The organism is Pelagibacterium nitratireducens (assembly GCF_037044555.1).
GTDB lineage: Bacteria > Pseudomonadota > Alphaproteobacteria > Rhizobiales > Devosiaceae > Pelagibacterium > Pelagibacterium nitratireducens.
Map to the genome: position 1 here is coordinate 3,654,631 of NZ_CP146275.1, position 19,748 is coordinate 3,674,378.

22 protein-coding genes, 1 tRNA gene and 1 pseudogene are annotated in these 19,748 nt (G+C 61.9%); 10 read left to right on the forward strand and 14 right to left on the reverse strand.

What is annotated here, in order from left to right:
* Positions 1-178 precede the first annotated feature (178 nt).
* The 3 genes from V6617_RS17910 to V6617_RS17920 all read left to right on the forward strand — a co-directional run bounded on the left by V6617_RS17910 (position 179) and on the right by V6617_RS17920 (position 2,012).
* Positions 179-622, forward strand: coding sequence for a TIGR02300 family protein (locus tag V6617_RS17910; RefSeq protein ID WP_338608278.1), 444 nt, complete (start codon positions 179-181; stop codon positions 620-622).
* Positions 623-1,006: 384 nt separating this feature from the next.
* A tRNA-Ala gene (locus tag V6617_RS17915) sits at positions 1,007-1,082 on the forward strand.
* A gap of 312 nt (positions 1,083-1,394) precedes the next feature.
* A complete protein-coding gene (locus V6617_RS17920) occupies positions 1,395-2,012 on the forward strand; it encodes a YdeI/OmpD-associated family protein (RefSeq protein ID WP_338608279.1) in 618 nt (205 codons plus the stop codon).
* A gap of 3 nt (positions 2,013-2,015) precedes the next feature.
* On the opposite strand, the gene V6617_RS17925 is transcribed toward V6617_RS17920, so the two are convergent.
* The 4 genes from V6617_RS17925 to V6617_RS17940 form a co-directional block, all read right to left on the reverse strand.
* Positions 2,016-3,668, reverse strand: coding sequence for a TadG family pilus assembly protein (locus V6617_RS17925; protein ID WP_338608280.1), 1,653 nt, complete (start codon positions 3,666-3,668; stop codon positions 2,016-2,018).
* Between the two features lie 3 nt (positions 3,669-3,671).
* Positions 3,672-4,112, reverse strand: a complete 441-nt coding sequence (locus V6617_RS17930) for a TadE/TadG family type IV pilus assembly protein (RefSeq protein ID WP_338608281.1) — start codon at positions 4,110-4,112, stop codon at positions 3,672-3,674.
* Positions 4,113-4,280: 168 nt separating this feature from the next.
* Positions 4,281-4,532 carry a GlsB/YeaQ/YmgE family stress response membrane protein gene (locus V6617_RS17935; protein WP_338608282.1) on the reverse strand — a complete coding sequence of 84 codons (252 nt, stop codon included), beginning with the start codon at positions 4,530-4,532 and terminating at the stop codon, positions 4,281-4,283.
* A gap of 85 nt (positions 4,533-4,617) precedes the next feature.
* Positions 4,618-5,514: a LysR family transcriptional regulator gene (locus V6617_RS17940; RefSeq protein ID WP_338608283.1), complete on the reverse strand. Its 897-nt coding sequence runs from the start codon at positions 5,512-5,514 to the stop codon at positions 4,618-4,620.
* A gap of 99 nt (positions 5,515-5,613) precedes the next feature.
* Between V6617_RS17940 and V6617_RS17945 the strand changes: the two genes are divergently transcribed.
* Entirely contained in the window at positions 5,614-6,615 is a 1,002-nt protein-coding gene (locus V6617_RS17945) for an NAD-dependent epimerase/dehydratase family protein (protein WP_338608284.1), read from the forward strand.
* Here the strand turns inward: V6617_RS17945 and V6617_RS17950 are convergent.
* Positions 6,604-7,449, reverse strand: coding sequence for a glycosyltransferase family A protein (locus V6617_RS17950; protein WP_338608285.1), 846 nt, complete (start codon positions 7,447-7,449; stop codon positions 6,604-6,606). The two genes, V6617_RS17945 and V6617_RS17950, sit on opposite strands and share 12 nt — an antisense overlap.
* 115 nt (positions 7,450-7,564) lie before the next feature.
* On the opposite strand from V6617_RS17950, the gene V6617_RS17955 reads away from it, so the two are divergent.
* The 4 genes from V6617_RS17955 to V6617_RS17970 all read left to right on the forward strand — a co-directional run bounded on the left by V6617_RS17955 (position 7,565) and on the right by V6617_RS17970 (position 9,425).
* Entirely contained in the window at positions 7,565-7,987 is a 423-nt protein-coding gene (locus tag V6617_RS17955) for an Hsp20 family protein (RefSeq protein ID WP_338608286.1), read from the forward strand.
* 13 nt (positions 7,988-8,000) lie between these two features.
* Positions 8,001-8,303 (forward strand): DUF1150 family protein, encoded by a 303-nt coding sequence (locus tag V6617_RS17960; protein ID WP_338608287.1) that lies wholly within the window; start codon positions 8,001-8,003, stop codon positions 8,301-8,303.
* A 2-nt stretch (positions 8,304-8,305) separates the two neighbouring features.
* Complete coding sequence (locus V6617_RS17965) at positions 8,306-8,713, forward strand: VOC family protein (RefSeq protein ID WP_338608288.1); 408 nt, start codon at positions 8,306-8,308, stop codon at positions 8,711-8,713.
* Positions 8,714-8,825: 112 nt separating this feature from the next.
* Positions 8,826-9,425 (forward strand): hypothetical protein, encoded by a 600-nt coding sequence (locus V6617_RS17970; protein ID WP_338608289.1) that lies wholly within the window; start codon positions 8,826-8,828, stop codon positions 9,423-9,425.
* Positions 9,426-9,551: 126 nt separating this feature from the next.
* On the opposite strand, the gene V6617_RS17975 is transcribed toward V6617_RS17970, so the two are convergent.
* Together V6617_RS17975 and hpf are read right to left on the reverse strand one after the other, a co-directional pair.
* A complete protein-coding gene (locus tag V6617_RS17975) occupies positions 9,552-10,019 on the reverse strand; it encodes a PTS sugar transporter subunit IIA (protein WP_338608290.1) in 468 nt (155 codons plus the stop codon).
* A gap of 166 nt (positions 10,020-10,185) precedes the next feature.
* Complete coding sequence (gene hpf, locus V6617_RS17980; protein ID WP_338608291.1) at positions 10,186-10,761, reverse strand: ribosome hibernation-promoting factor, HPF/YfiA family; 576 nt, start codon at positions 10,759-10,761, stop codon at positions 10,186-10,188.
* Between the two features lie 337 nt (positions 10,762-11,098).
* Between hpf and irrA the strand changes: the two genes are divergently transcribed.
* Positions 11,099-11,539, forward strand: coding sequence for an iron response transcriptional regulator IrrA (gene irrA, locus V6617_RS17985; protein WP_338608292.1), 441 nt, complete (start codon positions 11,099-11,101; stop codon positions 11,537-11,539).
* A 47-nt stretch (positions 11,540-11,586) separates the two neighbouring features.
* On the opposite strand, the gene V6617_RS17990 is transcribed toward irrA, so the two are convergent.
* On the reverse strand, positions 11,587-12,150 hold the full coding sequence (locus V6617_RS17990; RefSeq protein ID WP_338608293.1) for an SH3 domain-containing protein: 564 nt from the start codon (positions 12,148-12,150) through the stop codon (positions 11,587-11,589).
* A 156-nt stretch (positions 12,151-12,306) separates the two neighbouring features.
* On the opposite strand from V6617_RS17990, the gene V6617_RS17995 reads away from it, so the two are divergent.
* The gene (locus V6617_RS17995; protein WP_338608294.1) at positions 12,307-13,314 is read left to right on the forward strand and encodes a D-glycerate dehydrogenase; all 1,008 of its coding nucleotides are present in this window, start codon (positions 12,307-12,309) and stop codon (positions 13,312-13,314) included.
* Positions 13,315-13,322: 8 nt separating this feature from the next.
* On the opposite strand, the gene V6617_RS18000 is transcribed toward V6617_RS17995, so the two are convergent.
* The 6 genes and pseudogenes from V6617_RS18000 to V6617_RS18025 form a co-directional block, all read right to left on the reverse strand.
* Entirely contained in the window at positions 13,323-13,748 is a 426-nt protein-coding gene (locus V6617_RS18000; RefSeq protein WP_338608295.1) for a GFA family protein, read from the reverse strand.
* Positions 13,745-14,545, reverse strand: coding sequence for an alpha/beta hydrolase (locus V6617_RS18005; RefSeq protein ID WP_338608296.1), 801 nt, complete (start codon positions 14,543-14,545; stop codon positions 13,745-13,747). Before V6617_RS18005 ends, V6617_RS18000 begins: the two co-directional genes overlap by 4 nt.
* Positions 14,546-14,547: 2 nt before the next feature.
* A complete protein-coding gene (locus tag V6617_RS18010; RefSeq protein ID WP_338608297.1) occupies positions 14,548-14,973 on the reverse strand; it encodes a YciI family protein in 426 nt (141 codons plus the stop codon).
* Positions 14,974-15,123: 150 nt separating this feature from the next.
* A complete protein-coding gene (pnp, locus tag V6617_RS18015) occupies positions 15,124-17,262 on the reverse strand; it encodes a polyribonucleotide nucleotidyltransferase (RefSeq protein WP_338608298.1) in 2,139 nt (712 codons plus the stop codon).
* Positions 17,263-17,534: 272 nt separating this feature from the next.
* Positions 17,535-17,873 (reverse strand): annotated as a pseudogene (gene rpsO, locus V6617_RS18020) (30S ribosomal protein S15); the annotation flags it as partial.
* An 85-nt stretch (positions 17,874-17,958) separates the two neighbouring features.
* Positions 17,959-19,692, reverse strand: coding sequence for a sensor histidine kinase (locus tag V6617_RS18025; RefSeq protein ID WP_338608299.1), 1,734 nt, complete (start codon positions 19,690-19,692; stop codon positions 17,959-17,961).
* Positions 19,693-19,748 lie beyond the last annotated feature (56 nt).

Here is a 19,748-nt window from a genome sequence, read left to right on the forward strand (position 1 = left end):
TGCGTTTGACAGCAGCGAAAATTTCACGCTAACCGAACCCCAACGTGGCCGCCCTTATTGAGAGAGGGTGTTGCGCCCGCACTTTATGCCTGTTGCGCCCCTCTATGAAAACCCGGTAGCGTTTTTCCGGGGCGCTCGAAATACCAACCCTACAGCAGCAGATGAATGGGGAATTGCCTTGGCCAGTGACGAACGCGGTACCAAGCGGACATGCCCGGTGACGGGCAAGAAATTTTACGATTTGGGCAAGGACCCGGTGGTCTCGCCCTATACCGGCAAATCCTATCCCGTGAGCTTTTTCGAAGCCGCTCAGGAAAAGTCTGCCGCCAAGTTCGGCGCCAAGGAGCGCAAGGCGGACAAGGTTGTGGAGGAGGCCGAGGTCGAGGAAGCCGACGTCGATGTCGCCGCCAAGGAAGCGGGCGCCGAGGTCATTTCGCTCAATGACGCGGAAACCAATACCGACGACGACGATGATGACGACAACGAGGACGATATCCCCGAAGTCGAAGACGTCGAAGTCGACGAAGAATTGGGCGGGGATGACGACGACACCTTCCTCGAAGAAGACGACGACGATGACGATATCGGCATCGAAGTGGATGTGGACGACGACGAGCGGTAGAGGTTTCTCTGTTTCACGGCGCGCACCGCTTCGGGCATGACGCGCTAAAACCGCGCTATGCCCTTAGCTGCGCCTGCGACGGCGCGGCGAACGATCGCCCCAGCCCGCGAGCATAGCTCGCTTGGGCGTTCTGCCTTCAAATCGATCCACCGGATCGATTTGCCCCGCAAAGCGGTCAGGCAAAACTCCTCACCTAAGGCTCGTCCATGTGACCCACGGACTTGCCGTGCAGGGTAGACAGGGCTTTTAGGGGCTGCATGAAAAATTTGCGACGCCGGACAATATTTGCTCTTGCGTCGCAAAACACTTCTCACTAGGTTCCGCCCGTTCGCTCGGGCCACCCGAGGAACCACCCGGACGGCGCGTTTTGCGCCACCCAACGATGGGGCCATAGCTCAGCTGGGAGAGCGCCTGCATGGCATGCAGGAGGTCAGCGGTTCGATCCCGCTTGGCTCCACCATTCTTCCCTCGATGTTCGTGCTTTTCGCAAGCCTTCGTGCCACGAATGGTCTTGTTTGGCCTCACGGGCCGCACCGCGCACGGCATGACGCGCGCTGGCCCTCCGGCCGGGCGGCGAACGATCGCCGGGGGCCTCGGCTTCGCCTCGTCCAGTCTTCCCTCGATGTTCGTGCTTTTCGCAAGCCTTCTTCGTGCCGCGAATGGTCTTGTTTGGCCTCGCCCAGGGCTCGTCCAGCCCACCCACCGGCTTCACTGACACCATCACTTGCGCGGAAAACGCCTCTCGGTAGAGTTGGGGAAAAGAGGAGTCGTCATGCCGCCTGTCATTCCCGATCCGGAAAAAATCCGTCCGTTTGCCGATTTCGAGAGCTTTTATGGCTGGCTGGCCCAGCATGGAGGCGCGTGGGACGAGGTTTGGGTGCAGTTTTTCAAGAAGGGGTCGGGGGTCGAGACGATCGGTTACGAGGAGGCGGTGCGCGCCGGGTTGTGCTGGGGATGGATCGACGGGATCAAGAAAAAGCACGACGAAAAATCGTATCTCCTGCGCTTTACGCCACGGCGGAAAAAGTCGATCTGGAGCCTGATCAATACACGTCATGCCGAACGCCTGATCGAAGAGGGTCTGATGCGTGAGCCGGGGCTGGCGCAGGTTGAGGCGGCAAAGGCGGATGGGCGCTGGGACGCTGCCTATTCGTCGGGGGCCGAGTTCACCATGCCCGAGGATTTTGTCGCGGCGGTGCGAGCCAACCCCGAGGCGCTTGCGGTTTATGAAACGCTCAACCGCGCCAATCTCTATGCACTGATGTTCCGGATCAACGGGGTCAAAAAGGCGGAAACGCGGGCCCGCAATATCGAAAAATTCGTCGCCATGCTGGCGCGGGGGAAACGCTGCATCCCAATGGGAGAGCGAAGGCGTAATGCCAAGATTTGAGCCTTATTGAACCAGGGCGGCATTGCGGCAATCGAAGCTGTGGACGGCGACGTCGACTTCGCCCAGGCCGATGCCCAGGGCGTCGAACAGCACGATCAGGACCTCATCGAGAACGATGGCGACAGGGTCAAGCAGCGTTTCGACGGCGTCGAGCGCACCCGAAAGCAGGGAACCGAGCAGGTTGATCGAAAGAACCTCCAGTTCAAGATCGAGATTGCCGATCAGTGAGCCGGTCAGGCTTGAAACGGGAGTGCGGGTGGTTGCCGTGCGGATGGTGTCGTTGGCGGCGTCGTGCGCCGTGAAATAAAGCGGGACGGGGCTTGTCTGGCTCATTGAAACATCGGCGCGGGCGTTGACTCGGGCGATGCCGCCCAGAAGCGAAACGATGGGGGTCTTGGCGATCTCGAGCGGGCTTTTTGTATCCAGAAACGCCGATTGGGGCGTGTTGCCTATGGCCAGCCGCAGCACGCCGGGGCTTGCATCGATGGTGGCGGTGCCCTGATCGGGGCGACCGGGGGGACAGGACAGGGACGCCATGCGCGCCTCGGCGGGGGCAAGCTCGGCATAAACGGGCAAGGTGATGTCGAGCAGGCCCAGCCCGCCGCCATTGCCCAGAACCGAGACGTCGAGACGAAGCCTGGTCTGGGCGGTGCGCAGATAATCGCCCTCGCCCGAGAGCGTGAACCAGCCGGTGACCGGCGGTTCGCCCACAACCAGTGCCACATCGATGCCGGCAATGCCGGGCACGCCTGCACCAAGTTCGAGGCCGATATGGCGGTTGCCATCAGCGACCAGAGCGGCGGCCGACAAAAGGCCCAACGCATCGACGCTGGCCTCGACCGCTGCCGAAGTGCCAAGCGCCAGCCCCGCCAGCCCGTCGGCGACGATCAGGCGTGCCATGTCCACGCTGAGTGTTTCGTCGACCAGCCCGGCCAGGTGCACAAGGACCGCATTTCCCCCCGAAGCCGAGGCGATGGCGGCGGCGATGGCGCCAAGGGAGATATCGGCATTGAGGAGTTCGGAGTAGGTGCCGACCTCCAGATCCACCTCTCCGGACAGGGCGTCAAGGAAATCGAGGAGCGAAATATCGACATCGGCGATGGCGTTATAGTCGAGCAGCGAAAGCGACAACTCGGTGCCCAACAGGCCACCCAGCACGGCGTTGAGGACGCCGCCATTGAGGCTGGCGAGGCGTGAGCCGATGGACCAGCCGGCCATGGGGGTGGCGCTGGCGGTGGCCACGACACCGATGAGAGGCGGCGGAAAGCCGAAAAGCGACGCGAAATGGACGGTGCCCTCGCGCCGCAGGGTGACGCGAGCCGCATTTATGGGGCCGGTATCGGGAGCAAAACGCTCGGCGGGCGCAAGAGAGGGATCGGGAGCGTAGTGACCGGTCTGAACGATGATCGTTTCGGGGAGGGGATCGTATCCGGCGTCGCGCAGGCTCAGGCGCACCTGTTGGGCGGCGTTGGCCGGGTCGCCTGCGGCGTGGATGGCAGCCAGATCGGCGACCGATTGCAGGCGGCGTTTTTCGAGATGGAGGGAGGCCTCATCGATTGCAAAGGCGGCAAGGCCGAGCAGGACAGGCGCGCCGGCAGCGAACAGGGTGACCACATTGGCCCTGACATCGACGAGGAAGCGGGCGATCGGGCCCATCGATCACACCCCACCATTGCGGATGGTGGAGGCAAAGACGATGGTTTTGCCGGGGAGGGGCAGCGGGGGGTGGAGATTCCAGATGGGCAGCGCCGAGGCATCATAGCTGACGCTGACCAGGAACTGGTCGGGATCGGACGGGCTGGGGGCGGCCGCTATGGTCAAGAGATCGGGGTCGATCAGCACATAAGAGCCGCCATTGTTGGCGAGGAAGGCCGTGGCGAGGGCGGTGCGCTCAGCTCCCGAGAGCCCGGCCACCGCCGCGCGGGCCGCATCGGCGGCCAGTTGCTGGACCGAGTGGGCGGCGCCAAAATAAATGCCATAGCCGATGGCGCCGAACAAAAGCAGCAGGAAGATGGGCGCGATCAGGGCAAATTCGACGGCGGAGGTGCCCGCCTGGTCCTGCCAGGTGCACGCCAGGAACCGACGGCGGCCGTTTGGCATGAAATCCCCCTTTGTGCCGGTCATCGGGGGAAAAAATACGGGGCAAAACGCTACCAAGTTCTCTTTGGCGGCCTATGGGCGTTGACCATGCGTATATCTACGGCCCGCAGCAAAAAACCGGCACCTTGGGCAAGGCGCCGGTCGAGATATCGCATTATGAAAATCGTTTTACCGTCGGACGGCCCTGACGAGCGCGATGAGAATACACGCGCCGATCAGACCGGCGATCAGGTAACCGAACCAGCCGCCGAACGAAACACCGATCAGGCCGAACAAAAAGCTGGCAATCGCCGCGCCGACGATGCCGAGAACGATGTTGAGAAAGATTCCCGTGCCGGTCTTCATGATGGCCGAGGCTATCCAGCCGGCCAGACCGCCGATGATGATGGCTGCAATCCAGCCGACTCCCATTTCGTCCATTTTAACCCCACAACAGCATTGTTAATGATCGTCCCCAAAAGGACGTTCTTATAACGCGCAAAGGGGCGAACTGGTTGCGTTGGGCCTATGACGGCTTGTGCATCATTGCATGGAAACCGGCAACTAGCGTATCGAACGCGGCGCGGACGCGGGGTACGCGGGCCAGGTTTTCGTGGGTTACGATCCAGGTGCCCATTTGCACTGGCGCGTAATCGGGCAGGATGCGCACAAGGCGCGGGTCGGCCTCGCACAGCGGGACCTGTGCCACGGCGATGCCCACGCCGGCCCGGGCTGCGGCGATCTGGGCGGGATGGCTGTCGGTGCGCAGCACCATGCGGTTGAGCGCAAAGGTCAGCCCCAGGCGCCGGGCAAATTCAAGATCAAGCGGATCGCGGTCGGGCCCGATCATGTCATGGTTGGCCAGATCCTCGAGCGTTTCGGGCCGGCCGCGCCGCGCCACATAGGCGTGACTGGCAAACATGCCCAAAGGGATGGTCGCGACCTTGCGGGCCAGAAGCGCCTGCTGGTCCGGCGCGACGGTGCGGACGGCAAGATCGACCTCCTGGCTCAACAGATCGGCCCGCTGATTGGACAATGACAACTCGATGCGAATGGCAGGGTGTGACACCCTGAGGGTCTCGAGCATCGCCGGAATGACTTCGATTCCCATAAATTCGGGCACGCTCAGCCGCACGATGCCGGCGATTTCTCCAAAGGGTGCCGAAGCACGGCGCGTAAAGACATCCGATGCAATGGCCATGGCATGAGCCGGTTCGCGCAGGGCTTCCGCCGCCTCGGTGGGCGTGAGCCCGGTCATCGAGCGGGTGAACAGTACGGTGCCCAGATCGGCCTCGAGCGCCTCGATGCGGCTGCGCACCGTGGGATGGGACAGGCCAAGCCGTCGCGCCGCACCCGAAAGGCTGCCTTGCTCAAGCACGGCAAGAAAGATGCGCTGGTCGTCCCAGTTGATCGTCTGCTTCATAAGTTTTTTGTAGGCGATACTCCAAGTTTTGCCAATATATTTTTAGGCCTGCCGAGCCCATCTTTCGTCCATCGCAAACGCAGACAAAGGATTTCGATCATGGATACGGAAAAAAGGACGGCATTGGTTCTGGGGGCCACGGGCGGGGTGGGCGGCGCCATCGCCACAGCCCTGATCGGCAACAGCTGGACGGTGCGCGGGCTGGCGCGGAACCTCGATGCGGCGCGGCGCAGCGGGGTGGCTGGAATCGACTGGGTGGCCGGCGATGCCATGAACCGGGCGGATGTGATCGGCGCGGCGCAAGGGGTTTCCACCATCGTGCACGCGGTCAACCCGCCAGGCTACAGAAACTGGGGCGAGCTGGTGCTGCCGATGATCGACAACACCATCGCCGCGGCGCGGGATGTGGGGGCGCGGGTGGTGCTGCCGGGCACTGTCTATAATTTCGATCCGGCGCACACACCGGTGCTGAGCGAGACAAGCCCGCAGACCCCGAAAAGCTTCAAGGGCCGTATCCGTGCCGAGCTCGAGGCCCGGCTGGAGCGGGCGGCTCCTGAGGTGGAAAGCCTTATTCTGCGGGCCGGGGACTTTTTCGGGCCGGGTGCCCGATCGAGCTGGTTCGCCCAGGGCATGGTGGCGGCCGGCAAGCCGGTGCGGCGGATCGTCAAGATTGCCCGTGGGGCCGGGCACAGCTGGGCGTATCTGCCCGACCTTGCCCAGGCGTTTGCGCAGGTGCTCGAACGCCCTGAGGCCTTGCGCCCGTTCGAGCGGCTGCAGTTCGAGGGTATTTACGATGAGAGCGGGACGGTGATGATCGAGGCCATCGAGCGGCAGGTGGGACGCAAGCTGCCGGTCTATCGCTTTCCCTGGTGGGCGATGCACCTTCTGGCACCGTTCGGGGGATTTGCGCGCGAGGCGGCCGATATCGCGGCGGTCTGGCGCCATCCGATGCGGATGGACAACACACGGCTTGTCGAACTGCTCGGCGCCGAGCCGCGCACGCCGCTCGACACCGCCATGCACCAATCGCTCGTGGCAATGGGGTGCATTGAGCCGAAAGCTGCTCAGGTTGGCATGCCCGGCCTTACCCTATCGCTTTAACAGCGGCTCGATGTGGTCTTCAAACAGGTCTGGCGGGTTGGCGCCGGGTCGCGGGGCGTAGGTTTTTTCGGCGGCAAGCGAGATGTCGAGAAAACGGCCCATGCCCACAAGGCCGGTCGGGTCGGCCAGGGGGTAGCGCCCCTCGGCCAGCCCCTTGCGCATAATGGTCTTGGACGCGACCATCCTTTGGGTGACGTCGGGGCCGTTGGAGATCGAAACGGGCATCTTCACGTAATCGTGCAATGGCGCGCCCACATGAAAGCATGCCGGCACGCTGGCGAAGATTTTTAGCAGGAATTCGAGATCGGTCATGGAGCGTTGGGCGGTCGAATAGCGCGGATCGGCCCGGCGGCGGTCATAGACCAGCATGGAATCCATGGAAAAATTGGTGAATTTGTACTCCCCGGGCGTCAGCAGCCGGTTTTCGCCCTTGCCCACATGGCGCAGATGGGTGCCATCGGGTGTTGTGACGTCAAGCGCGCAGGACACCAGCCCGTACTGGATGGCCAGCGGCACCATGATCTCGAGCTTTTCGGGCTTGAAGGCATCATCGGCGTCCAGAATGGCCGCGATTTCATAGCGGGCGGCATCCAGGCCGACATTGCGCGCCGGGCACGAGCCCGCACCGATCAGGCCCGAAGAGAAAAAGCGCAGCCGCGGATCGGCAACGCCGGACCGCCCGAGAACGGCCTCGTAATCTTGCCCGTCGTCGGCGACCACGATCAATTCGAAATGCACATGGGACTGGGCCAGCGCCGAGGCGACGGCGCGGGCGATGGTGTCGTGCGCCTTGTAGGCGGGCATGACGATGGAAACGGCAAGTTTCTTAAGCATCGAAAAGCTCTCTTGAACGGGCTGCCGTGCGCCCCATATCATAGCCAAGCGACGATGAAGCCTGAAGCAGGTTCAAAGTTGCGATGTTGCTTGTTATCAAGGACATGAACGACCGATGACACGGGTATCGCTGTTTTCCGCCCCTTTTCTTCTGGGCTTTGATGCGTTCGAAGAGCGTTTCGACCGGCTTGCACGGGCCTCCGAAGGCTATCCCCCCTACAATATCGAGCGGATGACCGCCGAAGCCGGGGATGAGACCTATTCGATCGCCATTGCGGTCGCCGGATTTTCGCGTAACGATCTGGAAGTGATTGGAGAGGATAATCAGCTGATCGTGCGGGGCCGGCAGACTGAAGACGGTGCGCGCCAATATCTGCATCGCGGCATCGCCGCACGGCAGTTTCAGCGCACTTTCCTGCTTGCCGACGGCATGAGGATAGAGGGTGCCGAACTGAAAGACGGCCTCCTCGTTATCACCGTATACCGGCCCGTCACCGAGACCGTGACCCGCCGTATCGAGATCCGTTCGGTCGAGTAGAGAGGTATGCGTTATGAACAAGCCCATTGAAAAGACAGCGTTCACTGACGCCCATCTGGGTGTCGAGGCCGAACCGCTCAAGACGCTGACCGCCGCACAGTTCGCAGCACTGGGCGCCGGGGACATCGTGTTCCGCAAGCAGATGGACGCGGGCGAACTGGCCGAGTTCATCCCCCAGGCCGCCATGGCGCCTGCCGAACAACGCCTGGAATTGCTCATGAGTGCCGACGGCGCTCCCGTTCTGATCGCCGACACCGAAGAAGCGATCATGGACTGGATCGACGGCCACGAGGTGCAGTTGGCGACATTGCATTAGCCATGAATGAGCCTGCCAAGAGCGCGCCGGTGCTGCGTGTCGCCCGCCCAACCGACAACATCGACGCGCTCCTGCATTTCTATCGCGAGGGGATGGGATTTGAACTTTTATCCCGTTTCGAGGGACATAACGGATTCGATGGCATAATCCTGGGCGGATCTGGCGCGCCCTATCACCTCGAATTTACCCGCGCGCATGGCCATAGGGCCGGACGCGCGCCGACCGAGGACAATCTTCTGGTCTTTTACCTGCCAGACGAAACCGCCTATGAGCAGGCGCGCGACCGCATGGAAGCTGTGGGCTATGCGCCGGTCAAATCCTTCAACCCATGGTGGGACGCCGAAGGCGTGACGTTTGAGGATCCTGACGGCTACCGCGTCGTATTCTATAACGACAGCTGGAAGCGCTAAACGAAAAAGGGCCGTCCCGCATGGGATGGCCCTTTTTGGTATCACGCAGGTTGGCCGGGCTTTTGTGCCTGAAAACTGTTATCCATGCTCAAGAAGCGCTGTGGAGGGAGCCATGAAGCGGATTGGATTTGCGGTGATGGCTATGCTTTTGGGTATGGCCGGGGCGTCGGCCCAGACCATCGAGAGCGTCTATACCGATTTCGACGCAACCCGGTGCGTCATGTTTGCGCCGGGCGAGGCGGACACGGGAATACCGCGGCAGGCGGTTTGCCCCGGTTATGGCGGCTATCCTGTGTTGCTCCAGACAATGGGGGACAATCACAGCCTTTATTTCGGGTTTCCCCCGCAGGGCGATCTGGTCTCACGCTGGGCAAGCTTTGTCGATACGGGCACGCCGCACGATGTGATCGAATGGCGGGTGTTGAGCGAGGGGGAGCGGCAGATCCCATTGGCCACCATACAGCGCTGGTTCGTGGCCGCGCCCGAGCGGGACGCGCCCGTCGAGGTGCTGCTCGTCCAGAAGGTGGGGCTGATCGAAGTCTGGCAGGGGTGCATCGTGGGTTATGTGGTGGCAACCGGCAATCCGGGCGCCAATGAGACGGCGCGCAAGGTCGCCGATACGCTGGCGCGCGAGCCGGAATGCCGGGCCATAGAGCCGGTGATCGAAGAGGGAACGGTGCCGCTGCCTGAACACATGCTCTACGGCTACTAGAGCTTGTCCAGCAAAGGTGGAAGCGGTTTTGCTGGACAAGCTCCAGGGCGGCAGATGCCTCACGCCGAAATCGAAAGGCCGCCCCAAAGGGCGGCCTTATCGGTATCACGTGCCAAAGCGCGGAGATCAGGCCGCGTTGATGGCTTCGGACGGCGTGGTGAGAATATCGCGCAACTTGGTTCCGTCCTTGGTGGCGCGGAGGCGGTCGACCACACCATCGGCACGCAACAGGCGCGCGACGCGACTGAGGGCCTTGAGATGATCGGCGCCCGAGCCTTCGGGGGCTAGGAGCATCATGACAAGATCCACAGGCTGATCGTCGACCGCATCGAAATCGATGGGTTGGGCAAGGCGGGCGAAGACCGCCGTGACGCAGGGCAGGCCCTTGATCTTGCCGTGGGGGATGGCGATGCCATTGCCCAGGCCGGTCGATCCCAGCTGTTCGCGGTTCTGCAGGGTCTCGAAGATCACCTGCGAATCGATACCGACAAGTTCAGACGCACGATCAGCCAGAAGTTGAAGGAGCTGGCGTTTGCTCGCGACCTTAGCGCAGGCAATGATCGAATCCTGCGACAGGATGTCAGCAAGTTCCATTTAACAAACCTTTTGGGTGACGTTTCTCTTTATGACCGCTGACAATCTCGTCTCAAGCCCACGCCTTTTCCATCGTCCAATACAATGGTCGGCGGGCGGTGTGTCCGGCGCGCTTCCGGACCGAAAGGGCGGCATGCGCCCTTTGCCGGAAACGCGCCAATGCGTGTCATGTTTGCGACAAGGCCGGATCGATCCATCCAATGTTCCCGTCGGCCCGGCGGTAAACCACATTCATGCCCCCATGTCCAGCGTGCCGGAAGACAATTACATCGGACTGTGACAGATCGAGCTCCATGACGGCCTCGCCCACGCTCATGGTGCGCAGATTGGAGGTCGCCTCGGCTATGACGGGGGGTGCGAAATCCTCGTCGAGTTCGATATCGTCATCGGGCGCGGCCAGCACATAGGCCGAATAGCCATCGCCTGCCCCATTGCCGTTGGCGCTGCGCCTGTGGTTCTTGAGCTTGCGCTTGTAGCGCCGCAGGCGCTTTTCGATGTGGGTGGCCATATCCTCATAGGCCGCTATGGCATCGTTGGCAGAGGCTGTCGCCTGCAGGACGACGCCGGTATCGAGATGAATCATGCAATCGGCCTTGAACCCGATGCCTTCGGGCTCGAGGGTCAGATGACCGTCATATCCTCCATCGAAATATTTGCCGACCACGGCATCGATCCGATCGGTGGCGGTGCCGCGGAGCGTTTCTCCCACGTCCATGTTTTTGCCAGATACGCGCAAGCTCATGATGGCCTCTTGGTCTGGTTTCGGATGCCCGGCACTGGAGCCAACCTCATCTGTACCCAAGCTCTGACGGGCACTGTGGAGTCTAGACCCCTTGGCTGACCCTTGGCAATCAGAACCGGGCCGGCGCCATCACTTTCGAGTGGTGGCGGTGGATAACACCGAGCCCGCAGCCGACGTTCCCGGGGCAAGGAATTTTTCAATATATTCTTTGTTTTCAAAGGTTTGAAGATCGGTGCCGCTGGCATGAAAGCGGCAGGCCGGGAGCGTTCTTGTGTCGGGGTGCCCCGACCGGTATAGTCCGGCCCAACAATGGCAATTCCAAACGCTAAAAGAGCCAATGACTGCAACGATTAGGGCCGAGGCGCATCCCTCACGCGGCCCCTGCCTTATGGCCGTGCTGCGCATGGCCGGGCTGCGGCCCACCCGCCAGCGGCTCGCGCTGGCCGAGCTTCTGTTTTCCGGTCCGCACCGGCACGTCAACGCCGAGCAGCTCCATTCGGAGGCCGAGGGCGCGGGCGTTTCGGTTTCGCTGGCCACGATCTACAATTCGCTGCACCAGTTCCGCCAGGCCGGGCTGTTGCGCGAGATTTCAGTGGATGCGGCGCGGTCTTATTTCGATACCGACACAACCGACCACCATCACTTCTTTATCGAGGATGAGCAGCGGATCGAGGACATTCCGTCCGATTCGATCAAGATCGCCGGCATTCCCGATGCGCCCGAGGGCATGAAAGTGACCCATGTGGATGTGATCGTTCGGGTCAAGCGCACCCAATAGGGTCTTGTGGGCATGAGGTGGTTGGGCTCCGGCCCCCCACAATTGTCTCAGTCGAAGACTTCGCCTTCATAGACACCCCAGAGCGTCTGCTGGGCGACAAAACCCTGATATGAGCTCGTGCGGCCATCGAGGCCGGTGTGGTTGAGGCGGATTTCGCAGGCCGTGCCGGTACAGGTGCGCACCGAGACCAGCATTTTTGGAGAAAGCCAGGCGCGGACGGCCGATTCGGGGCTGGCGGATACGCGCAGGGCAATTGGACCCTCAGCCTGCCAGGGAGCGACAAGGGCCGTCCTGTCGCCGACAACCAGGTTCTGGTGAACCCAGCCCTCATCGCCCTCCACATCGCGAATACGGCGCCATGTGTCGAATTCGGCCGTGATTTCGACGGGAACCCCGGGGCGCAGAAAGGTAAAGGCAATATCATAATTGGTGCCCGGCCCGACGCGGACATTGGTGGGGGCGTTGCGCATGGAAACAAAGCGCGGGATGGGCAGGCCGCTGGAGGCGCCAACCTGCGCATTCTGGGCGAGGAGCGGGGTGACCGAAAACGCCGGGGCGCCAAGGGCCAGAGCCAACACCAAAAGCAGGCGAAGGGAGATGAAAGGGCGCACGATTTTACTCATTGAACAGGCTGAACGCTGCGCCGGCGTGCGCGGCAGGACTTTGCAGCACGGCGCTTTTTCCCTAACAGTAATCGCGCGATCTTAATGCGCGCTGAAAATCATAGAGAACCGGTGCCGGAGCTAGTCTGCAATAATGGTGATCGTGTGACCCGGGACCGGGCCAAAATCGTCGTTTCCCGCCGCCTGCCCGAGCCGGTCGAGGCGCGCATGGCGGCGCTGTTCGACGTCACATTCAACCAGAGCGACGCTCCACTCGATTCGACGGCTCTCCTGAGCGCGCTCAAGGGGGCCGAGGTTCTGGTCTCATCGATCACCGACCGCATCGATTCGGATTTCATCGCCCAGATGCCTGCGGGCGTCAAACTGATCGCCCAGTTCGGCAACGGATTCGACAACATCAACATCGAAGCGGCCCATGCGGCGGGAGTAACCGTAACCAACACGCCCTCGGTTCTGACCGAGGACACCGCCGACATGGCGATGGCGCTGATGCTGTGCGTGCCGCGCCGGGTGACCGAGGGCGCTCGGGTGCTGCTCAAGGACGGAACATGGCCGGGCTGGTCGCCGACCTGGATGCTGGGCCGGCGGCTGGGCGGCAAGGCGCTGGGGATCGTGGGGCTGGGTCGGATCGGCACCGCGGTGGCACGGCGGGCGAGGGCGTTCGGACTTTCCATCCATTATTGCGGGCGGACTCGAAAAGCCCCCCAGATCGAGGAATCGCTGAGGGCGACCTATTGGGCCTCGCTCGACAAGATGGTCGAGCATGTCGATATCATTTCGCTGCACACGCCCCATACGCGCGATACCGTCGACATCCTTTCAGCGGACCGGATGAAACGGCTCAAGCCCGGGGCGTTCGTGGTCAACATCTCCCGTCCCGAACTGGTGGACGAGGACGCGCTGGCCGATCTTGTGGCTTCAGGGCACCTTTCGGGTGCGGCGCTGGATGTTTTCGAGCACAAGAGGGGGGTGAACCCCAAGCTGCTCGAATTGGCGCGGGCCGACAAGGTGATGCTGACCCCGCATATGGGCTCGGCAACGCTCGAAGCGCGGATCGAGATGGGCGAGACGGTGATCGTCAATATCCGCACCTTTCTCGACGGCCACACGCCACCGCATCGCGTTTTGCCCGAGGGGCGGTCGCAGCTTTAAGTCCCGCCCTAGAGATAAGCTGTGACTGAAGGCGCCTGCATTTGCCGGTCGTGCAGGCCGTCCTCGTAGAGGATCGGGGTGGCATCGAGTTCTTCGGGCGTCACATCGTCAAGAGTCGAGACGTTGACGGCGTGGAACCAGCCGTTGAAGGGCTCGAATTCGAGATAGCCGCGCGAGAAAACCTGCGTGCCGCATTTCGTGCAGAACATGTGATCAATGGTGCCCTGTGGCCATGAGGACGGGTCGGCAGCGTAGTGGCCGATACGGGCTTCACCCTCGGTCACGATGACCGAATCGCCATAGACGAAGGCTTTGCGATAGCCGGTCTTGAAGCAATAGGTACAATTGCATTTGCGGATTCCCTCATCGAGATCGATGGGGGCGGTAAAACGGATGGCACCGCAATGGCACGAGCCGGAATGGGTCTTTTTCATTTCGGTGCCTCGGTGAAAAAGGCGGTGATGACCGGTGCGATGGCTTCCGGTTGGGGGCCATGGCCCTGATCGGGCAGGGTTTTCCGCATTGCGTTGGGCAGCGCTGCGGCGGCGATGTCAGCGGCGGCGGCCATGAAATCGAAACTCTTGTCGCCATTGACGACGAGCACAGGCTGGGCGATGCCGCGCCAGCGGGCTTTCATGTCGGTCTTTGTGGCTTCGGCCAAGATGCGGAAATCGTGGGCGATGGTGGTTCCGACAGCAGCGTAGGCCTCCCATTGCGGGCTCTGCTTGAACCCCTGGACGTGCTCGGGGGGCGTGCCAACCGAAAGCATGAAGTCCTCCATGGCGCCGGCCCCGTCGCCGTGGGCCTTGAAGGCTTCCATCCGGGCAAGGTCGGCTAATGCCTCGTCTCTGGATTGCGCGGAGTTTATGGGCGGTTCGTAGCAGATGACCCGCGTGACCTGGCGCGGAAGCGACGCGGCGGCCTCTAGCGCCAGGACGGCACCCGAACTCATGCCAAACAGCATGGCAGTGCCGCCAAGCGCATCGATCAGAGCCTGGATGTCTTCGATCTCGCGGTTGACGGCGTAAGGCTCCGTGTTGCCGCTTTCCCCGCGCCCGCGGCGGTCGTAGAGCACGGACGTGAAACGCTGGGCGAGGAGATCGGCCAGCCTGGGGGTATCGGCATCGACGGCGCGATACTGGGTCGCGCCAGCGACAATGATCACGAGCGGGCCGGTGCCACGGGTCTCATAGCCGATGGATGTGCCGTCGGCGGAGGTGACGTGGGGCATGGTCAGGCTCCCGACTTTTGCGCCGCGAGTTCGGCTTCAACCTTCTTGTGTTGCTCATAGCCTTCGCCTTCGGTGGCGAAATCTTCAAGCTCGTGCATCTGGCGGATTTCGAAACGGTCCTGGCCGTGGGCGATGGGGCATTTTGCGACCCAGTCGATGGCCTCCTGCAGCGAAGAACAGTTCCAGATCCAGAACCCGGCGATCACTTCCTTGATCTCGGTGAAGGGGCCGTCGGTGACGATGGGCTTTCCATCAGCGACCTGAACGCGAGCGCCTTTTGACGTCGACATCAGGCCCGCGCCATCGACCATGATACCGGCCTTGACCAGATCCTCGTTGTATTTGCCCATTTCGAGCAGCAGGCCCTCCTGGGGCTCGACGTCGGCCTCGCTGTCGGCGGAGGCCTTTATCATCACCATGAAGCGCATTTTTCTCTCCCTTGGATGCGTGTCTGTTGCCAGGACGTTGCCCAACACGCCCTGCCGACATCTCATCACGATTTTTTTGCTCGCGACATGAAAAAACCCGGCGCTCCTTTCGGGGCGTCGGGCTGATCGCTTGGGAGAAACGCTGGCCGATTATTCGGCGGCTTCGTCTTCCTTGGCCTTTTCCTTGCCGGTCTCCTGATCAATGACCTTCATGGAAAGGCGAACCTTGCCGCGCTCGTCGAAGCCTAAAAGCTTGACCCAGACCTTGTCGCCTTCCTTGACGACGTCGGTGGTCTTGCCCACGCGCTCTTCGGCGAGCTGGGAGATGTGCACGAGGCCGTCCTTTGCACCAAAGAAGTTCACGAACGCGCCGAAATCGGCGGTCTTGACCACGGTGCCCTGATAGACTTCGCCCACTTCGGGTTCGTCGGTGATCGACTTGATCCACTTGATGGCCGCATCGATCTGCTTGCCGTCCGAGGACGAGACCTTGACGGTGCCATCGTCTTCGATGTTGATCTTGGCGCCGGTCTTTTCGACGATCTCACGGATCACCTTGCCGCCGGTGCCGATCACTTCACGGATCTTGTCGGTCGGGATTTTGAGCGTTTCGATGCGCGGGGCGAACTCGCCCACTTCCGAACGGGCCGTGTCGATGGCCTTGGCCATTTCCTCGAGGATGTGCTTGCGCCCATCCTTGGCCTGGCCCAGAGCGATCTTCATGATCTCTTCGGTGATGCCGGCAATCTTGATGTCCATCTGCAGGCTGGTCACGCCGTCATGGGTGCCCGCAACCTTGAAGTCCATGTCGCCGAGGTGATCTTCGTCACCCAGGATATCGGACAGCACGGCGAATTTTTCGCCTTCCAGGATCAGGCCCATGGCGATGCCGGCGACGGCTTTCTTCATGGGAACGCCCGCATCCATCAGCGCCAGCGAGGTGCCGCACACGGTTGCCATGGAAGACGAACCGTTGGATTCGGTGATTTCGGAAACCACACGCAGGGTGTAGGGGAATTCCTCGGCCGAGGGGCGGACCGGGTTGATGGCGCGCCAGGCAAGCTTGCCGTGGCCGATTTCGCGGCGTCCGGGCGAACCCATGCGGCCAGCTTCACCGACCGAATAGGGCGGGAAGTTGTAGTGGAGCAGGAAGTTCTGCTTGTAGGTACCTTCGAGCGAATCGATGAACTGCTCATCGTCCGCCGTACCCAGCGTCGCAACGACCAGCGCCTGGGTTTCACCGCGAGTGAAGATGGCCGAACCGTGAGTGCGGGGCAGGACGCCGACTTCGGACACGATCGGGCGGACCGTTTCGAGGTCGCGACCGTCAATCCGGGTCTTGGTGTCGAGAATGTTCCAGCGCACGACCTTGGCCTGGAGCGACTTGAACACCGCGCCGACCTGTTCGGGGGTGTAGGCCGCTTCGCCCTCTTCGGGGATGAAGTGAGCCTTGACCTTGGCCTTGACCGCGTCGACGGCGTCGTAGCGCACCATCTTGTCGGTGTTCTTGTAGGCGTCACGCAGATCGCTTTCGATCAGCGCGAGCATTTCGGTTTCGAGCGCGCTCATATCGGCGGGTTCGAATTCGCGGGGCTCCTTGGCGGCCAGTTCGGCGAGCTTGATGATCGCATCGATCACCTTCTGGCTCTGCTGGTGGCCAAACATGACGGCGCCGAGCATGACGTCCTCGGAGAGCTCCTTGGCTTCCGATTCCACCATCAGGACGGCGTCGGCAGTGCCAGCCATCACGAGGTCGAGCTTGGAATCATCGCGACGGTCGATGGGCAGGTTCAAAACATACTCGCCATCGACATAACCGACGCGGGCCGCGCCGATGGGGCCCATGAAGGGCACGCCCGAAATGGTGAGCGCCGCTGAAGCCGCGACCATGGCGAGCACGTCGGGCTGATTTTCCATGTCGTGCTGAAGCACGGTGATGATGACCTGGGTCTCGTTCTTGTACCCGGCGGGGAACAGGGGGCGGATCGGGCGATCGATCAGGCGCGAGGTCAGCGTCTCGGCCTCGGTGGGGCGGCCTTCACGCTTGAAATAGCCACCCGGGATCTTGCCGGCGGCAAAATACTTTTCCTGGTAGTTGACGGTCAGCGGGAAGAAATCGATGCCGGCCTTTGGCGTCTTGGCGGAAACGACGGTGGCCAGAACCACGGTTTCGCCCAGGGTGGCGAGCACGGCGCCATCGGCCTGACGCGCGATCTTGCCGGTTTCGAGCGTGAGGGGTTGTCCGCCCCAGTCGAGCTCGACTTTGTGGTGGTCGAAATTGAGTGTCATGAGACATTCCTTCTTGTGCGAGGAGCCGCCGACGCGCTTCCAAGCGGCATCGGGCGGATCGCGTCGCAGGTGGCGCCAGAGGCGTCCCTCAAGTTCCGGAACATGGACAAGACGGCGAGAGGCTCAAGCTTCCGTTGAGAAGTGACCGGAGCCTCCGGCGATCCTGCCATGCCCCCAAAGGGCGCTTCCGGCAGTTTGCGCTTGCCGGCCCCATTGCCGGCAGGCGATACGACAAGGGGTCAGCAAATGGCGCCGACCCCCCGTCAATTGCTCTAGCGGCGGATGCCGAGCCGTTCGATCAGGCTCTGGTACCGCGCTTGGTCGCCGCGCTTGACATAGTCGAGAAGCGAACGGCGGGTCGCAACCATTTTCAGAAGACCGCGGCGCGAGTGATTGTCCTTGCCGTGGCTCTTGAAATGTTCGGTGAGGTTGGTGATCCGCTCGGTCAGGATGGCGACCTGAACTTCCGGAGACCCGGTATCGCCAGCCTTCGTTGCATAATCCTTGATCAGCTCAGCCTTGCGCTCAGCAGTAATCGACATCGTAAAATCCCTTTCAAAACAAGGAGTTGCGTGACGCCAATACCGGGATGCCGTCCAGGAATGGCCATTTTATGCACAAAGGGAAACCCTTTTGCTGGCGCCCATATAGGGTATCGGGGGGCAAATGAGAAGTTTTTTCTCGTTTACGGGCCGATCAGAGTCCCGCTTCAGGCTCGTCGGTATCGGGGGTGTCACGGTCGGGGTCGATCTGTTCGAGCGGGATGGAAAACGTCCATTCGATGCCGTCCTCGTGCACGGTGCGCTCGACATCGGCCTTGAGCGCGCCGGCAACCATGGTCTGAAGCACGACGGTGCCGAACCCCTTGTGATCGGCAGGCGGGGTGAAACCGGGCACGGTTTCGCGCCAGACCAGTTGCAACCTGTCCCCGCCGGCCCGGTTCCAGTTGACGGTGAGCTTGCCGCCATCGCGAGAAAACGCGCCGTATTTGGAGGCGTTGGTGGCCAGTTCATGGGCAGCCATGCCCAGAACCTGTGCCGCCTGGACGTTGAGATAGACATTGACCCCGGTCTTGACCACGCGCGAGGGATCTTCTGGACGGAAAGGATCGATCTGGGTGCGAAAGAGATCGCGCAACCCGATCCCCTGGGTGCCATGGGTCAAAAGCAGATCGGTGGACCGGGCCAGGCCGTAAAGCCGGTTCTGGAAGTTCTCGACGAATTTTTCCACATCGGCGGCGCCGCGCGCCGTCTGCTTGGCCATGGCCGAAATGACGGTGAGCTGGTTTTTGGAGCGATGCGCCACCTCGCGCATCAAAAACCGCGATTCGGTCTCGGCCTGGCGCCGCTTGGCCCCGGCGTCGGCCAGTGCCTCAGACACGGTTGCCAGTTCCTGAACCGGGTAGGGAATGGCGACGATCTCCTGGCCGGCGCCCATGGCACGGGCCTGACGGGCGAGCCCGCGCACAGAGGAGGCAATCTGACGGCCGACGAGTGATGCGGCAAAACCGGCCAGCACGACAATGACCAGCGCCCCGGCCAGAAGCCACAAAAGCGTTGTGCGCAGAGGCTCGGTGACCATCGAAGAGGGTGCCCAGGCGACCACATACCATCCGGTCAGAATCGAATACTGGGTGATGGTCTTGTAGTCCTCGCCGGAGATTGTTGTGTCGATCCATCGTGTTCCGCCGGCGTCCTCGCGCAACGGAATGAACAGGGGTTCGCCGATACGGGCCGCGTCCTCGGAGGCCGCAAGGACCGTATTGTTGGAATCGACAAGCGCCACATGCCAGCCCTGGGGCAGTTCGCGCGTGAGCAGGGCGTTGGAAAGGGACGAGGCATTCTGGGTGAGAATGGCGAGTTGGGGCGGGATGATGCCGGGGCGCTGGCGCACCACGTTGAACACATATTCCTGTGCGGTCTGACCGAAAAAGATGTCCGACACCACAGCATCAGGCGTTTCGAGGGCCCGACGTACGGATTGACGTTCGGTTACCTGAGTCAGCGGCGCGCCGTATTCGACACGGGTGTTGAGCAACTGGTTGAACTGATCGTCGGCAATGATGAAATACGAGCCCGTGCCGGCCAGCGCCGTCTGGGCGTGCTCGTGAAATTCGGCCAGATTGCCCGCATTGAGCGCCTCGATGCTCATGAGCACCCTTTGTGTGGTGATCATGCCCGCAATCTCGCGCTCGACCGACTGGAGGACCGAGCGGGCCGTTGCAACGGTAAAGGTCTGGACAGTTTCTTCCTGGGCAACGTTGTGGCGAGCCAAAAGCACCGCGGTGAACGCCGTGGCGGGCAGGACGACGAAGGCAACCAGAAAGGCGAGATAGAAGATAATCGGAATTGAAAGCGGACCGCTACGCGGCGTTTTCCGCTCCTCGGATTCGGCCGGATGGCTCTCGTTCTGCGGGGCGGATTGAGACATTGTCGAGTGGCCGATCCTTATGGACCCGCAAACCTTTAGCCTGTCACAGAGAGAGG

Bases quoted from the DNA above. Each gene is read 5' to 3' on its own strand.
- V6617_RS17920 (WP_338608279.1), top strand. From the start codon at position 1,395: ATGCCGCCTGTCATTCCCGATCCGGAAAAAATCCGTCCGTTTGCCGAT.
- V6617_RS17925 (WP_338608280.1), bottom strand. From the start codon at position 3,668: ATGGGCCCGATCGCCCGCTTCCTCGTCGATGTCAGGGCCAATGTGGTC.
- V6617_RS17930 (WP_338608281.1), bottom strand. From the start codon at position 4,112: ATGCCAAACGGCCGCCGTCGGTTCCTGGCGTGCACCTGGCAGGACCAG.
- V6617_RS17935 (WP_338608282.1), bottom strand. From the start codon at position 4,532: ATGGACGAAATGGGAGTCGGCTGGATTGCAGCCATCATCATCGGCGGT.
- V6617_RS17940 (WP_338608283.1), bottom strand. From the start codon at position 5,514: ATGAAGCAGACGATCAACTGGGACGACCAGCGCATCTTTCTTGCCGTG.
- V6617_RS17945 (WP_338608284.1), top strand. From the start codon at position 5,614: ATGGATACGGAAAAAAGGACGGCATTGGTTCTGGGGGCCACGGGCGGG.
- V6617_RS17950 (WP_338608285.1), bottom strand. From the start codon at position 7,449: ATGCTTAAGAAACTTGCCGTTTCCATCGTCATGCCCGCCTACAAGGCG.
- V6617_RS17955 (WP_338608286.1), top strand. From the start codon at position 7,565: ATGACACGGGTATCGCTGTTTTCCGCCCCTTTTCTTCTGGGCTTTGAT.
- V6617_RS17960 (WP_338608287.1), top strand. From the start codon at position 8,001: ATGAACAAGCCCATTGAAAAGACAGCGTTCACTGACGCCCATCTGGGT.
- V6617_RS17965 (WP_338608288.1), top strand. From the start codon at position 8,306: ATGAATGAGCCTGCCAAGAGCGCGCCGGTGCTGCGTGTCGCCCGCCCA.
- V6617_RS17970 (WP_338608289.1), top strand. From the start codon at position 8,826: ATGAAGCGGATTGGATTTGCGGTGATGGCTATGCTTTTGGGTATGGCC.
- V6617_RS17975 (WP_338608290.1), bottom strand. From the start codon at position 10,019: ATGGAACTTGCTGACATCCTGTCGCAGGATTCGATCATTGCCTGCGCT.
- hpf (WP_338608291.1), bottom strand. From the start codon at position 10,761: ATGAGCTTGCGCGTATCTGGCAAAAACATGGACGTGGGAGAAACGCTC.
- irrA (WP_338608292.1), top strand. From the start codon at position 11,099: ATGACTGCAACGATTAGGGCCGAGGCGCATCCCTCACGCGGCCCCTGC.
- V6617_RS18000 (WP_338608295.1), bottom strand. From the start codon at position 13,748: ATGAAAAAGACCCATTCCGGCTCGTGCCATTGCGGTGCCATCCGTTTT.
- V6617_RS18005 (WP_338608296.1), bottom strand. From the start codon at position 14,545: ATGCCCCACGTCACCTCCGCCGACGGCACATCCATCGGCTATGAGACC.
- V6617_RS18010 (WP_338608297.1), bottom strand. From the start codon at position 14,973: ATGCGCTTCATGGTGATGATAAAGGCCTCCGCCGACAGCGAGGCCGAC.
- pnp (WP_338608298.1), bottom strand. From the start codon at position 17,262: ATGACACTCAATTTCGACCACCACAAAGTCGAGCTCGACTGGGGCGGA.
- V6617_RS18025 (WP_338608299.1), bottom strand. From the start codon at position 19,692: ATGTCTCAATCCGCCCCGCAGAACGAGAGCCATCCGGCCGAATCCGAG.